The sequence below is a fragment of the Nocardia anaemiae NBRC 100462 genome (genome assembly GCF_001612725.1).
Lineage (GTDB): Bacteria > Actinomycetota > Actinomycetes > Mycobacteriales > Mycobacteriaceae > Nocardia > Nocardia anaemiae.
This window is the reverse complement of the sequence record NZ_BDAZ01000067.1, coordinates 21,989-36,504: the sequence shown is the minus strand read 5'-3', so window position 1 is coordinate 36,504 and position 14,516 is coordinate 21,989. Positions and strand designations below refer to the sequence as shown.

Annotated in this window: 14 protein-coding genes; 4 read left to right on the top strand and 10 right to left on the bottom strand. The window is 67.5% G+C overall.

Annotation, left to right across the window (positions count from 1 at the left end):
* Positions 1 to 7: 7 nt before the first annotated feature.
* The 9 genes from NA5_RS31590 to NA5_RS31550 all read right to left on the bottom strand — a co-directional run bounded on the left by NA5_RS31590 (position 8) and on the right by NA5_RS31550 (position 8,161).
* Positions 8 to 1,372: an MFS transporter gene (locus tag NA5_RS31590; protein WP_062992677.1), complete on the bottom strand. Its 1,365-nt coding sequence runs from the start codon at positions 1,370 to 1,372 to the stop codon at positions 8 to 10.
* A gap of 45 nt (positions 1,373 to 1,417) precedes the next feature.
* On the bottom strand, positions 1,418 to 2,233 hold the full coding sequence (locus NA5_RS31585) for a sugar phosphate isomerase/epimerase family protein (RefSeq protein ID WP_062992676.1): 816 nt from the start codon (positions 2,231 to 2,233) through the stop codon (positions 1,418 to 1,420).
* Positions 2,230 to 3,210 carry a VOC family protein gene (locus NA5_RS31580; protein WP_084484570.1) on the bottom strand — a complete coding sequence of 327 codons (981 nt, stop codon included), beginning with the start codon at positions 3,208 to 3,210 and terminating at the stop codon, positions 2,230 to 2,232. Before NA5_RS31580 ends, NA5_RS31585 begins: the two co-directional genes overlap by 4 nt.
* Positions 3,207 to 3,644: a carboxymuconolactone decarboxylase family protein gene (locus NA5_RS31575; RefSeq protein WP_062992675.1), complete on the bottom strand. Its 438-nt coding sequence runs from the start codon at positions 3,642 to 3,644 to the stop codon at positions 3,207 to 3,209. The genes NA5_RS31580 and NA5_RS31575 overlap by 4 nt, the downstream gene beginning before the upstream one ends.
* Positions 3,645 to 3,739: 95 nt before the next feature.
* On the bottom strand, positions 3,740 to 4,483 hold the full coding sequence (locus tag NA5_RS31570) for an IclR family transcriptional regulator (protein WP_245672485.1): 744 nt from the start codon (positions 4,481 to 4,483) through the stop codon (positions 3,740 to 3,742).
* A 152-nt stretch (positions 4,484 to 4,635) separates the two neighbouring features.
* The gene (locus NA5_RS31565) at positions 4,636 to 5,415 is read right to left on the bottom strand and encodes a 2-keto-4-pentenoate hydratase (protein ID WP_062992673.1); all 780 of its coding nucleotides are present in this window, start codon (positions 5,413 to 5,415) and stop codon (positions 4,636 to 4,638) included.
* Positions 5,412 to 6,437: a 4-hydroxy-2-oxovalerate aldolase gene (gene dmpG, locus NA5_RS31560; RefSeq protein ID WP_062992672.1), complete on the bottom strand. Its 1,026-nt coding sequence runs from the start codon at positions 6,435 to 6,437 to the stop codon at positions 5,412 to 5,414. Before dmpG ends, NA5_RS31565 begins: the two co-directional genes overlap by 4 nt.
* A complete protein-coding gene (locus NA5_RS31555) occupies positions 6,434 to 7,348 on the bottom strand; it encodes an acetaldehyde dehydrogenase (acetylating) (protein ID WP_062992671.1) in 915 nt (304 codons plus the stop codon). Before NA5_RS31555 ends, dmpG begins: the two co-directional genes overlap by 4 nt.
* A complete protein-coding gene (locus NA5_RS31550) occupies positions 7,349 to 8,161 on the bottom strand; it encodes a 2-keto-4-pentenoate hydratase (protein ID WP_062992670.1) in 813 nt (270 codons plus the stop codon).
* Between the two features lie 68 nt (positions 8,162 to 8,229).
* Here NA5_RS31550 and NA5_RS31545 point away from each other — a divergent pair, with 68 nt between their 5' ends.
* Positions 8,230 to 9,021: an IclR family transcriptional regulator gene (locus tag NA5_RS31545; RefSeq protein WP_062992669.1), complete on the top strand. Its 792-nt coding sequence runs from the start codon at positions 8,230 to 8,232 to the stop codon at positions 9,019 to 9,021.
* Positions 9,022 to 9,616: 595 nt separating this feature from the next.
* Here NA5_RS31545 and NA5_RS31540 read toward each other — a convergent pair.
* A complete protein-coding gene (locus tag NA5_RS31540; RefSeq protein ID WP_307188890.1) occupies positions 9,617 to 9,952 on the bottom strand; it encodes a winged helix-turn-helix transcriptional regulator in 336 nt (111 codons plus the stop codon).
* 206 nt (positions 9,953 to 10,158) lie between these two features.
* On the opposite strand from NA5_RS31540, the gene NA5_RS31535 reads away from it, so the two are divergent.
* The 3 genes from NA5_RS31535 to NA5_RS40835 all read left to right on the top strand — a co-directional run bounded on the left by NA5_RS31535 (position 10,159) and on the right by NA5_RS40835 (position 14,516).
* Positions 10,159 to 11,091 (top strand): NADP-dependent oxidoreductase, encoded by a 933-nt coding sequence (locus NA5_RS31535; RefSeq protein ID WP_062992666.1) that lies wholly within the window; start codon positions 10,159 to 10,161, stop codon positions 11,089 to 11,091.
* 517 nt (positions 11,092 to 11,608) lie between these two features.
* Complete coding sequence (locus NA5_RS31530) at positions 11,609 to 13,225, top strand: outer membrane protein assembly factor BamB family protein (protein WP_218020200.1); 1,617 nt, start codon at positions 11,609 to 11,611, stop codon at positions 13,223 to 13,225.
* A gap of 826 nt (positions 13,226 to 14,051) precedes the next feature.
* The gene (locus NA5_RS40835) at positions 14,052 to 14,516 is read left to right on the top strand and encodes a glycosyltransferase family protein (RefSeq protein WP_157110739.1); all 465 of its coding nucleotides are present in this window, start codon (positions 14,052 to 14,054) and stop codon (positions 14,514 to 14,516) included.

Below are 14,516 nucleotides of genomic sequence, written 5' to 3'. Positions count from 1 at the left end.
AGGGGATTCAGAAGGCGCTGGGCGCGGCCTCGGCCCGCTCGGGCATGGTCGGGCCGTGGGCCCGGGAAGAATGCCCGAGCTCCCGCAGCGGAACGTGCGCTGTCTCCCGGCCGGCGAACGCGGCCGCGGCGGCGATCAGGCAGAGCGTGGAGAGCAGCACCGCGATCGACAGCCAGCCTAAGCTTCCGGTGCCGATCAGGATCGCGGCGATCGTCGGCAGGAAACCGAGGGCGAGATTGGCGAACTGCGTCGAGACGGCCAGGCCGGTGTAGCGAACCCGGGCGTCGAACATCTCCGCGTACATGGCAGGCCAGACGGCGTTCGGCGCCGCATAGCAGACCGAGACGAGCAGCACCGACGCCGCGGCGACAAGCATCCAGTTCCCGGTGGTGATCGCAACGAAGTAGGCGAAGACCGACACCGCGCAGCCGACCGCTCCGACCGCGAACACAGGGCGACGCCCGACCCGGTCGGACAGCTTCGCCCACATCGGGATCGTCACGACCTGGACGACGTTGGCGATCACGATCGTCCACAGCATCGACGAGCGCGCGATGTGCCACTCGTTCACCGCGTAGGCGAGCCCGAACACGGTCACGGCAGTGGAGATGGTGCCGTAGAGGTGGCAGAGCACGATCCGCAGGAACGACCGCCAGTAGGACCGGATGAAGACTCCCAGCGGAAACCTGACGATCTCCTGCTCCTCTTTGAGCTGCTCGAAAGCGGGTGGTTCGTCGAGGGTCCGGCGGACGAGCATCGCGGCGAACACCGCGATCGCGCTGGCCCAGAACGGAATCCGCCAGCCCCAGCTGTAGAGGGCGGACTCGGGCAGCGCGGCGACCGGGATGAACACGAGTGTGGCGACGACCAGACCGGCCTGTGTTCCGGAGAGGGTGAAGCTGGTGAAGAACGCCCTCCTGCCTTCGGGCGAGTGCTCCAGCGTCATCGAGCTCGCGCCGCTCTGCTCGCCTGCGGCGGACAGCCCCTGTGCGATCCGCAGAACCACGAGCAGGATCGGCGCGGCCACGCCGATGGTGTCGTAACCGGGCACGCAGCCGATGGCGAAGGTCGAGCCGCCCATCAGCGCGAGGGTGAAGATCAGGACTCGTTTGCGGCCGATCCGGTCGCCGAAGTGACCGAGGAAGAACGATCCGATCGGGCGGGCGACGTAGGCCACGGCGAAGGTCGCGAGTGCGGCCAGCGTACCTGCCGCGGTGCTGGCGCGGGGGAAGAAGACGTGGCCGAACACCAGCGCCGAGGCCGACCCGTAGATGAAGAAGTCATAGTACTCGACCAGGCTGCCGAGGAAGGACGCCAGCGCGGCCTTACCTGGTGTCTGTCTTGGTGTTCCGGTCTCCTGGGTATGCGACACGAGACACTCCTTTGTGTTCGAGGTGACGGGGGTTGGGGACGCCGCTCAGCGGCTGTTGAGGATTGCGATCGAGGCGTCGTAGGCCGCGCGCGCGGCCTCCTCGACGGGCAGCTCCCGGAATCCGGGATAGTTGACCTCCACCGAGTACGGGCCCGAGTAGCCCGCCGTGCGGAGGGCGCCGACCAGCTCTCGCACCGGAAGCTCGCCTGCGCCGGGCAGCCACCGGGTGGTGCGGGCCCGGTGCAGTATTTCGGGATCATCCGGGCGCGTCCGGGGACCGTCGTTGAGCTGGACGCCGGCGATTTCATGCGGGTCGACATCGCGGAGCAGCGCGACCTGCGCGCCGGTGGCGAACCAGTGCCAGACATCGATCATGAGCCCGGTGTTGGCGGCACCGCTGCGCCGCATGATCTCCAGCGCCGTCGGATAGTCGGGGATCGCGCCCCAGGCGAAGGCCTCGACGGCAAGGGTGATGCCGTGCGGCGCAAGCCTGTTCGCGAGTGCCGCGAGAGCGTCCGCCGCGCGGCCCGGATCGGCGGGCCCGGCCGCGAATTCCCCAGAGGTGACCCGCAGCGGCCCCGCGACCCGGGCGACCTCGATCAGTAGCTCCTCCGACGGCGACCGCACATCCGGGTCCTCGGCGAAAACCCAGCCGCCGAGGAACTCGGCCTCGGTGACGGCCACGGCCGGATCACCGATCACTGCGGCGCCACCGGTGGCTGCCAGATCCGCGAGCTGCACACCGATCCCGGTGAACCCGGCTTTCGCGGCCGCGGCCGCACGATCGGCGAACGAGGTGCGGGCGGGATCGGTGAACCCGCCCCCGTGCAGGGTGACGTAACTTGCCGTCAGCCCGGTCACGCCGACACCTCGGCATCGGCCTTCACGTACGGGGGTGTGGCGTGGTGGTGGAAGGACTCGGGCACCGGCATTCCCCACGCGGTACCCCGGCCCTGTGACTCCGTCTCCCAGGTGACCGTCTCGAAGTCCGGCGAGAAGATGTGGATCCCTCCGGTGAAGACCTCGACGCGGTTGCCGCCCGGCTCGTAGACGTAGAGGAAGAAGCCCTGGGTGCGCGAGTGCTTGGCGGGGCCGAACTCGATGAAGACATCGTTCTCGAGGAAAACGTCCGCCGCGCGGATCACGTCCGAGGTCTCCGGGACCGCGTAGGCGAGGTGGTGCAGGCGGCCCTGCGTGGGCGCGGGCTCCTTGGTCAGGGCCAGGTCGTGGGCCTTGGTCATGACCGACAGCCAGGCGCCGACCTCGTCCCGGCCCGCCGGGGTGAGCCGCTCGCGCAGTTTGAACCCGAGTGTCTCCTGCTGGAAGCGAGATGCCGCGGCGACGTCGGGGACCAGCAGGTTGATGTGGTCGATGTGGGCGGCCGCGGCACCGCGCGGGTCGAACTTCTGCGGCTGGTTGGGCAGCGCCGGTGTGGTGTCCGGGGTCGGCACGTACTTCTCGGTATCGAAGTAGACCTCCTGGAGATGCCCGCCGACGCCCACGAACCGGTACGCCGCACCGTGCCCGAAGTCGCCGTCGTGCCACTCACCCCGCACACCGTGGTCCTCCAGCGCCGCGACCCGCCTGCGCAGCGCCTGCGGGCTTGTCGCCCGCCAGCCGAGGTGGCCCAGACCTGGTTCGTCGTGGGCGGTGAGGGTCAGCGAGGACAGCACGTCGTCATTCCAGGCCCGCAGATGCGCGGACCCGGGAGTCTCGCCGACGAGAGTGAGCCCGTAGATCTCGGTGAAGAACGCAACCGATGCCTCGAGGTCCGGGGTGCGGATCTCGGCATGCCCGAGCTGCGCGATGTCGTAGACCGGTTCCGGGTGGTCGATCACCGGTTCGCCCCCTCCTCGGCCGCCGCCTTGGCCTCCAGCTCCGCGACGCCGTCGAGGATCGACGGTGCGTGATTCGCGATCGACACGCCACCGAACAGGTAGGCGAGGTCGATCGTCGCCTGCAGCTCCTCCCAGCTCGCACCGGCCCGCCGCGCGGCGTGGCCGTGGATCTTCGCCGCGTCCCGCAACTGGACCGAGAGCACCGCGAACAGGATGAGCTGCGCCGTTTTCTGGTCCAGCGCGTCGGTGTAGGTGATCAGGTTCCGGACCTTCTCCTGCGCCAGCAGGAGCTCCGGGTTCGTCCGGCCCAGCCGCTCGAACCGGGCCTGGATCCGGGGCGGGACGAATCCGGCCATCTCGCGGTATGTGTCCAGGTAACGGTCGATCTCCGCCTGCTGTTCCGCCGAGGGCCCGGGGGTGGCAGTGCTTGTCATCGCTGACCTTCCCTTCGTTGGTGTGGCTACTGTCACAGCCGACACCGTTCCGGGAAAAGGCCGCGTTCCCGTTGAACGGGAACGCACCCTCATCTTTACCCGCGCTGGCCGACCTGCCGGTCACGCAGAGCCCGGGAGATGGAGATGGCCGCGGTCCGGACCGCGAGTGCCAGCCGGTCGGGGTGCCCGCCCGCGGTGTGCAGCACGACATCCAGTGCGGCCACGACCTCACCCGAGGCGTCGCGGATGGGTGCGGCCACCGACAGTGAACCGACCGTGAGCTCCTCATAGGCGAACGCGATACCGGTGTTCCGTACTTCGTCGAGCATGCGGACGACGCGGCCGGGCTCGACGATGGTGTGCCGGGTGTACCGGGGCAATTCCCCGGCCAGCACCCGGGCGCGCAGCTCTTCCGGCGCGTAGGCGAGCAGCACCTTGCCGACGCCGGTGGCGTGCAAGGGAAGTCGGCCGCCGCGCCGGGACTTGACCGGGAGTGCGGCGGGGCCGTGAATCTTGTCGAGGTAGAGCGCCTGGGTGTCCTGCCGGACCGCGAGATGCACGTTCTCCTTGGTGCCCTCGTAGAGGTCCTGCATCACAGGAAGGGCGACATCGCGCAAGGACTCGCCGCGCGGAGCGAGCGAGCCGATCTCCCACATCCGCAGCCCGATCCGGTACCCGGCCCCCTCGCACCGTTCGAGCCCGCCCCACTCCACAAGCTCGGTGACCAGCCGGTGCGCGGTCGACAGCGGCAGCCCCGTGCGCGCGCTGAGCTCGTTGAGGGTCAGCTGCGGCGAACCCGGGCCGAACGCGTCGAGAAGAGCGACCACCTTGCTGGTCACCGAACGTGCATGTGCCCGCCCATCCACCATCGCGCTCCTCTGGTCCGGTCAGGTCGCAAACATCAAACCACCGTGTTGCGCGCCCAGGCCAGAGCTGTTCCGGCCAGGACCTCCACGCGCGACAGGCCGGGTCCCGTGATCGAGGCGCCTGCTCAGGCGGCGGTGACGAAAACCGAGCCGAGGCTGGTGAACTCCGCGCCGATCTGGTCGCCTGCGTGGACGAACACCGCGTCGGTCAGGCCGCCGGTCAGCACGAGCTGCCCGGCTTCGATCACCTCGCCGCGTGCGGCCAGCGCGTTGGCCGCCAGTGCGAGCGCCTCCGCTGGGTGGCCCTGCACGGCCGCGCCCGTGGCGCTGTCGACGACGGTGCCGTTGACCGTGAGCACGCAGGCCTCCAGTGCGAGGTCGAGGTTCTTCGGCGACAGCGCCTTCCCACCGACCAGGAAGCGCGCGGAGGACGCGTTGTCCGCGACGACATCGGGCAGAGTGAACTTGAAGTCGATGTACCGGGAATCGATGACCTCGAGCCCGGCGTGGACACTCTCGACGGCGTCGAGCGCGGTGGCCGCCGTGATGCCGGGCCCTTCGAGGCGCTTGCCCATGACGAACACGATCTCCGGCTCCACCCGCGGGTGGATGAGTTCGTCGAGCGGGATGGGAACGTCGGCTGCAAGGACGTAGCCGTCTGTGAGCACCGCGGTAAGCGGCGAGGTGATGCCCATTCGCTCCTGCTTGGCACGGGAGGTGAGGCCCAGCTTGACGCCGACGACCTTCTCGCCCGCCTCGACCTTCTTCTCGATCAGCCGTTTCTGCACGCGGTAAGCGGTGTCGAGGTCGAGCTCCGGCCACTCGTCGGTCAGCGGGCCGCGGTCGCGCCGTTGCCGCTCCGCCTCGAGCAGTGCGGCCGCGGCGGTGTCGATGTCCCAGGTCATGCGTTCTCCTTGATGCCGAGCTCGTCCCGCAGCCCGATCGCCACGTCGATGATCATGTCCTCCTGCCCGCCGACGTAACCGCGCTCGCCGACCCGCCGGAGGATCTGGTACGCGGGCACACCGTACCGCTCGGCCGCGTGCTCGGCATGCAGCAGGAACGAGTTGTAGACGCCGTAGCGGCCTTGCACGATCGCGGCACGATCGGCGACGGGCATCCGCGGGACGATCGGCGCAAGCACCTCTTCCGCGGCGGCGAGGATCAGCTCACTGTCCACACCGGTGTGCACGCCGAGCGCGTCGAACGCGGGAACCAGGATTTCGGTGGGCGAGTTGCCCGCGCCGGCGCCGAGCGCGCGCAGCGTCCCGTCGATCCGGCGGGCGCCGGCCCGGTACGCGGCGATCGAATTCGCCACCCCCAGGGACAGGTTCTGGTGGCCGTGGAAGCCGACCTGGGCGTCGTCGCCGAGTTCGCGCACCAGTGCGGTGACGCGGTCGGTGACACCGTCGGGGAGCAGGGCGCCGGCGGAGTCGACCACGTAGACGCACTGGCAGCCCGCGTCGGCCATGATCCGGGCCTGCTCGGCGAGGCCCTCGGGCGAGTTCCGGTGCGACAGCATCAGGAACCCGACGGTCTCCAGGCCCAGCTCGCGGGCCGCGCCGAAGTGCTGGATGCTGACGTCGGCCTCGGTGCAGTGCGTCGCGATGCGGGCGACCTTCGCACCGGCGTCGACGGCCGCACGCAGGTCCGCGACCGTCCCGACCCCGGGCAGCAGCAGGACGGCGATCTTCGCGCGGGTGACCTCGTCGGCCGCGGCGGCGACCAGTTCGATGTCGGGCACCCTGGAGAACCCGTAGTTGAACGAGGACCCCGCGAGCCCGTCGCCGTGGGTCACCTCGATGACCTCGATCCCGGCCCGGTCGAGCGCCCCGGCGATCGCGCGGACCTGGGGAATTGTGAACTGGTGGCGGACGGCGTGACTGCCGTCGCGCAAGGTGGTGTCGGTGAGGTGCACGGCGGTCATCGCGGCATCACTTCCATCGTCTGGGCCGCGCCGGTGGCGAGCAGCTCGCCCGCCCTGGCTGCGGCGGCGGTCATGATGTCGAGGTTGCCTGCCCACGGCGGGAGGTAGTCGCCGTTTCCCTCGACCTCGAGGAACACGGCGACCCGGGCTTGGCCGTGCCACAGCTCCCGGGCGTCGTCGAACTGCGGGTCGGACTTGAGGCGGTAGCCAGGCACGTAGGCCTGGACCTCGGCAACCATCGCGTGGATGGACTCGGTGATCGCGTTCTGGTCCGCGTCCGGCGAGATCGCGCAGAACACTGTGTCCCGCATAATGAGCGGTGGCTCGACGGGGTTCAGGATGATGATCGCCTTGCCCTTGGCCGCTCCGCCGACGGACTCGATGGCGTGCGATGTGGTCTCGGTGAACTCGTCGATGTTCGCGCGGGTGCCCGGCCCGGCCGAGCGGGATGAGATCGACGCGACGATCTCGGCGTAAGGCACCTCGGTGACCCGGGCGACCGCGTGCACGATGGGAATCGTGGCCTGGCCGCCGCAGGTGATCATGTTGATGTTCGGCGCATCCGCGTGCGCGCCGAGATTGACCGCGGGGCACACGAACGGGCCCACGGCTGCGGGGGTCAGATCGATCGCGCGGATGCCCGCCTCGGCGTAGCGCGGGGCGTTGGCCAGATGCGGTTTCGCGGCCGTCGCCTCGAAGACCACGTCGGGCAGCTTCGGGCGGGCGAGCAGCCAGTCGACGCCGTCGGCGGTGGCCTCGACGCCGAGTTTGCGGGCGCGGGCCAGGCCGTCGGAGGCGGGGTCGACTCCGACCATGTACCGGACGTCGAATACCCCGCTGCGCTGGAGCTTGACCAGCAGGTCGGTGCCGATGTTGCCTGGACCGACGATCGCGGCGGTGGGTCGGGACATTCAGTCCTCCTCGGACGGTGCGGCGAACGTCGCGGTGACGCTGCCGAGCTGGGCGAAGGTGGCGGTGACGGTGTCGCCGGGCTCGACATCGACGGCGGCTGTCAGCGCACCGGGCAGCACGATCGAACCGGCTTCCAGCCGCACGCCGAGCGCACCGACGGTGTTGGCCAGCCAGACGAGGGCATTGATCGGCGAGCCGAGAACTGCGGCACCCGCGCCGGTCTGCACGATCCGCCCGTTGCGCCGCAGCACGATCCCGGTGGTGCGCAGGTCTAGCCCGGAGAGCGGGACCGGCGTCGTACCGAGGACAACCCCGCCGGACGACGCGTTGTCGGCGATCGTGTCGGGCAGGGTGATCTTCCAGTCCGCGATCCGCGAGTCGATGATCTCCAGGGACGCGACCGCGTACGCGATCGCGTCGAGCGCGTCGGCGACGGTCACGCCCGGACCGGTCAGCGGCTTACCCAGCACGAAGCCGATCTCCGGCTCGATCCGCGGGCTGAGGAACGTGCCCGCAGTGATCGGCTGCGAGTCCAGGTAGAACATGTCGGCGAACAGGTGGCCGTAGTCGGGGGAGTCGACCCCGAGTTGCCGTTGGATCGCCGCAGAGGTCAGTCCGACCTTGTGCCCAGCGATCTTCCGCCCCGCCGCAGTCCACCCCGCGACCTGGCGAAGCTGCACGTCGTAGGCGTCCTCGACGGTCAGGCCGGGATGGATGGCGGTCAGCGGACGGACCGGCACCCTGGATTCGTAGGCCTTCAACAGTAGGCGGGCGGCATCGGCGCGCTCGCCGGGGCCGAGCTGTGCGCTCACGTGAGATCTCCCTGGGATGGCTGGTGGTCGGTTGACATCCTGCGGTCCTGACCTCCAGAGTTACCAGCATGTGTGCCAGTGAGCGGAACACCCCGCCGTCCATGATCGGGCGGGTGTCGCTGATCTTCGAGGCGTTCGAGCCGGACGACGACGGGCTCGGCGTCCGTGAACTCGCCCGCCGGACCGGGTTGGCCGCGTCGACCGTCTCGCGCATCGTCCGGGAACTCGTCGAGTACAAGTTCCTCGAGCCCGCCGGGCAGGACGTCCGGATCGGATTGCGATTCTTCGAACTGGGCGAGCGGGCCGCCCGACCGCAGCAACTGCGCAGGCTGACCCTGGCCAGCATGTCCGACCTGCGCAGCGCGACCCGGCAGACCGTGCATCTCGCCGTGCTCGACGGGACCGACGTGGTCTACGTGACCAAGCTGCGCAGCCGCACCGCCCCGCCGCTGGGTTCGCGGGTCGGTGGCCGACTGCCTGCGCACGCCACAGCTGTCGGCAAGGCGCTGCTGGCCTTCGCAGGCAACGAGGCCATCGACCGGGTTGTCGCGGCCGGGCTGCGGCCGCTGGGGCCGCGCACGATCACCGACGCGGGGCGGCTACGCGAGGAACTGGACACCATCCGCGAAACCGGAATCGCTTACGAGGCCGAGGAATCCGGGCCGGGCGTCGCCTGCGCGGCCGCGCCGGTCGCGTACCGTACCGGCAAGCCGATCGCCGGGTTATCGATCAGCACGAAGCTGGGCGAGGTGGACGTCTCCACGCTCGGCTCGGCGGTGCGGACCGCGGCGATCACGCTGGGCCGCCAGGCCGCGCGGATGCCGAGCCTGCCCGGGAGCGCTTGGGCGGCACTGGGGTAGGCGTTGGGCTGCCCGCAGGCCACTGGTTGCCCGGCCGGCTCCGCCCGGTCTTTGGCCTGCCCCGACCCGACAACAACGGGGCCGCAACCGCCCTACCAGCGGAAACGGCCCTATAAGGAATGGTTCGGACAATGACTGAATCGGTGGGCCCAACGCTAACCGATCCAATCCATCCCACGGCCGAAGGGCCCCAGCGGCGCACCAAGCCGGTTGGTGCGCGGCAGGTGACATCCAAGACATGACCTGCGGGGTCGGTGGATCGTTGATGATCGACGCGCGTCACGCGCCAACTGGTCGGCGCAGAACGCATTGCCGACCAGATGGTGTCGGCTTCGAAGCTGGAGACGACGGGCGCCACGGGCGGCTGATTCGCGATGCCCAGCACGAATACCAGTGGCCGACCGGCACTTCCAACCTCGCCGACTTGCGCGACCAGGGCTGGCACGACCGCGACCCGCGGTGTTGTCCCTACCGGTCGTAGTACGAGGCCGTCGATTGGGTCGGCGTACTGCACGACGCCGATATCGACCAGCCCGAGCCGAATCGCCTCGAATGTTCGGGGATCCGCCGCATGGTCCGTGGCCGGCTTGGTGATTCAGGAGGCTGTGGTGATTGGTTCGGGGTCGTGTTCTACTCGTTCGTCGTAGGCGTATCGGGCGGCGAGTACCTCGTTGATGTTCACCTCCGACCACACCCGGATCGAGGTCAGCAGCCCGAGAACGCTGCGACCCAGCTCGGTTACGGAGTATTCGACCCGCGGCGGCACTGTCGGATAGAGCGCGCGGGTGATCAAGCCGTCGCGCTCCAGGTTGCGCAATGTCTGGGTGAGCATCTTTTGGGTGATTCCATCCAGGCGTCGCCGTAGTTGACCGAAACGCACAGGCCCGTCGGCCAGCGCACCCATCACCAGCATCGTCCACTTGTTGGCCAAGACGTCGAGAATGGTGCGCGATGGACACTTCGCCAGATACGCGTCAGCTCCACCATAAAATCGCAGATCAGAGGTAGTACCCATAAGGTGCGTATATACCATCAGAGTGCGTACTGTTCAACAAGTTCGTCAGCGCCCAAGATTGTCTCCGGGCCGGGAAATCCGGGTCCGGAAGCAAGAGTCGTTGATGCAGAAGAGGTTTGGCAATGCGCGCGATCGCGCAACAGTCGTTCGGAGGTCCGGAGGTGCTCCAGGTCGCCGAGGTTCCCCGGCCGGTGCCGGGTGCGACCGAGGTGCTGGTGCGGGTGCAGGCGGTGAGCATCAACCCGGTGGAGCCGATCATCCGTTCCGGTGCCTTCCCGTTGATCGGGCAGCCACCGTTCACCCTGGGCTGGGACCTCTCCGGCGTTGTGGAAGAAGCCGATCCCGGCGTCAACCGGTTCCGGGTGGGGGACGAGGTGTACGGGATGCCGTACTTCCCCAAGGCGGCAGGTGGATACGCAGAGTACGTGGTCGCTCCGTCACGGCAGCTGGTGCGTAAACCGAGGGGTCTGACTCATGCTGAGGCCGCCGCGCTCCCGTTGGCCGGGCTCACCGCATGGCAGATGCTGGTCGATATCGCGGAACTACAGGCGGGGCAGCGGGTTCTGATCCACGGAGCCGGTGGGGGTGTGGGACACCTGGCCGTTCAGATCGCCAAGGCCCGCGGCGCCTTCGTGATCGGAACCGCCAGCGCAGGCAAACACGAGTTCCTGCGCGGATTGGGCGCCGACAAGCTAATCGACTATCGCACCGCCGATTTCGTCGATGTGGTGCGCGATGTCGACGTCGTACTGGAGACCATCGGCGGTGGCACAGCCGAACGCTCGCTGTCGACCCTACGCAAGGGCGGCATCCTCGTGACCGCGGTAGAGAAGGCCAGCACTGCCCTACCGAAACTGGCTGCGGCAGCCGGTGTTCGATTCGCCGGAATCTCCGTCGAACCCGACGTCGTCGGGCTCGAGGCGCTCACTCAGCTGGTCGAGTCCGGCAAACTGCATCCCTACGTGCAGCAGACGCTGCCAATCGAAAACGCCGCCAAGGCACACGAACTGGTCGAGCAAGGCAACGTGCAAGGCAAAATCGTCCTGACGGCGTGACCACGTCCCCTTGATCGGCAAGTCGACAGTCTCGTCGAAAGACGCATCGTGCTGGGATATTCGTTGTATTCCGTTGTCACAGCCCTTGTCGACGCTATCGGGCTTGTCGGACGCGGACTGGGTGAGCACTATCGCCAGGAGACGGCGGTTCTGCGAACTGTGATCGGACCCAACCCGCGTGGGCTTTTGCGTCAGCTCCCGGGCAGGTCCATCTCGAACGCACCTGATTGGTCTCAGCGACCCGGCCAACTTCCGAAAGCAATTCCGTTGAGCAACCGGAGTTAATCCCAACCGCTACCGCGACACGGTCGCCCCGGCCGCCATCAACAACGTCCTGACCGCAACAACCAGGTGCCGACCGGCCGCGGCGGCAACCAGAAAGTTGCCGCACAGCAACAACATTCATACACTGCTCCCGAACACCGGTCAGGACCCGAGTAGACGATATCGGTGCACCTGTGGCGACGAAATCTACTGCGGGTCAATGAGGATTCAGCTAGTGAACGGATGTACGACCGTGAACAGCAAGGCAATCGCCGCCATTCTCGCCGCATTCCCAGCCGGGCTCCGAAAGCTACGACTTCGCGCTTCCTTTCCACTCGCCGCGGTAGTCCTATTGTTCACCTCTGTCGCCTCCGCGCAGTCTCAGGCCGCACCTGCTGGGGACTGGCCCATGTGGCAGTTCGACCCGACCGGTTCGCGATACAACCCGAACGAAACCGCAATTACGCCCATCAACGTCGGTTCGTTGAAACTCGAGTGGGCGTTCGCCTTCCCCGGCGCTGAAGCCGCATCCAGTCAGCCCGCAGTGGTCGGCGGAGTCCTCTACGTCGGCGGGCGAGACGGGAAGCTGTACGCTCTCGACGCCAAGACCGGCACCACCAAGTGGTCGTTCGACGCCCACACCACCCTCGGGAATCTTCCCACGTACGGGTTGCGCGACGGGATCGCGGTCGTGGACGGCACCGTCTACTTCGGTGACAACTCCGCTAACCTGTGGGCGCTCGACGCCGCGACGGGCGCCAAACGCTGGAGCACCAAACTCGACCAGCACCGATGGGCGATCACTACCAGCTCGCCGATGGTGTACAACGGCACGGTCTACGTGGGCACCGCGAGTCAGGAGGAGGGCCAGGCGGTCAACCTCGCCTACCAGTGCTGCTCGTTTCGAGGCAGCATGGTAGCGCTCGATGCCACGACCGGCGGTATCAAGTGGCAGCACTACACGATTCCGCAGCCGCAGCCGACCGGGGGCACGCCGGCATTAGCGCCCAGCGGTGGGGCGGTCTGGTCCTCACCCACCATCGACCCGGCGAGCAACACGCTGTATTACACCTCCGGCAACCCCTACACCGGCACGCCCGACGGGGCGGAAGCGATCACCGCGCTGGACCTGGGGAGCGGGGCGGTTCGTTGGAACCATCAGATGACCCCGAACGACACATGGAACGTCCGCTGCCTGACGCCACCGGCAGGAGGGAACTGCCCGAATCCCGGTCACGACTACGACTTCGGCACTCAGCCGAACATCTTCACCATCAACGGTCGCAGAGTCGTCGGCGCGGGTCAGAAGAGCGGCATCTACCACCTGCTCGACGCCACGGACGGCGCGATCATCTGGCAATCCCAGCTGTCGTCTCCAGCCACGCCCCTGCCGGTGCAGGGCGCCGAGTCGCTGCAAGGTATCCAGTGGGGTGCAGCCTACGACGGCAAACGCCTGTACGTGGCCACTTACCAGGCCGGTCCGGGCACTCTGTTCGCCCTGAACCCGGCCGACGGCACACACATCTGGAGCACCCCGAACCCGCCCACCTTGTGCCCGCCCGGCATCAAGTTGGTCGATCAGCAGTGTCGGGCCATGCCGAATGCGGTATCCGTGACGCCCGGTCTGGTCTATGAGGGCAGTGTGGACGGCCATCTGCGGGTCTTCTCGGCCGACACCGGCGCGATCCTCGAGGACCTGAATACGTTGGGTGCCTACACGACCGTGAACCTGGTGCCGGGCACCGGCGGCTCGCTCAACGGCAACGGCGCAGTCATTTCGAACGGCATGTTATACACCAACTCCGGCTACTTGCACCCGATCACCCAGGGCGCACCGGGCAACGTCCTGCTGGCCTACGGTCTGCCCTGATGTCGCACCGGTCGGCTCGAGGCGGAGCCGGGCCCACGGGCGACGACCGGGCCGAGGTGGATCTACTTCCATTCGAGATCGTCGACCGGCGTAGCGCGCAGATCTTAGGATCCGTGTAGCCCGTGGTCTCTGCGGTCCTGGGTGTGTGAACGCTGACTGGCCTGGCCTTGCAGGCGATCCCGACAAGGGTATCGCGATCGTCAGCCATGGGGCCCTGCAGCTCCCGTGCCGGTCGTAGCGCCCAACCTGGTTGACGCGTATGGCAATCGCTACCCGCTGCACAATTGCATCGCCATCACAGCTCGCTACCTCCATGGGCGGCTCGCGGTCGACCGATGGGGACACCGTGATTGAAGAATCGGACGCGGAACACGTGAATGGGGGAAAGCACTGATCCCGTGGTACGGATAGGGGACACCGTCCGCCGAATACACCAGCCGTGGAGCCGCCGCGTTCATGATCTGCTGGTCCACCTCCACGCCGCTGGATTAGATGGGGCACCGTACCCGCTCGGGATCGACGGCCGAGGCCGCGATGTTTTCACCTACCTGTACGGCGAGGTCGGGCACTATCCGTGGACACCCGATGTTGCCAGTGAGACTGCACTTGTGACGGCCGGCCGCCTGCTCAGGCGCTGCCATGACGGCACTGCCGACGTGGCAACCCAGTGGCAGGACGGGTGGCGCTGGCCTGCTCGTGAACCGCTGGAAGTCGTGTGCCACAACGGTTTCGCGCGCTCATGGGACCTTGACGTACGCGCTCTGCCGTTTCGTGTCTCTCACCGCCGCTCGAGAAAACAACGTCTCGTCATCACAGGACATCCAAGGTGCCCGCGCCCGAATCTTTCTCGACGCCTACGGTGCAGAGGGCCGCAGCCATGTGGGGCTGTCGACCGCGAGCCGTCGACCAGCAACGTGCGTTCACCCCCGATACTCACAAACTCCAAGTCGACTTGCGCCGTCCAGTTCTCGTGGTCATGCCCTCCAGCCTCGAGGACTTCGGCTTCGTTGGTCTGGAGGCTATCGCCGAGGGAACCCCGACACTGGTCAGCCGTTCGAGCGGATTGGGACGACTGCTCGAAGAACTACTTCCCGGAAAATTGGCGAAAAGGGTCGTGATTCCGGTTACCGGCAACCTCACGGTGGCCAAACAGCGTTGGGGACATGAGATTGCGACGATAATGAGCGATCCAGAGAATTCTTTCGCCATCGCAGAAAAGATCCGACAGAAGATGGTTGAAAAACGTCCCCGAGTCGAGATGGCCAATCGACTGCTTCGCGAATTCGGTTAG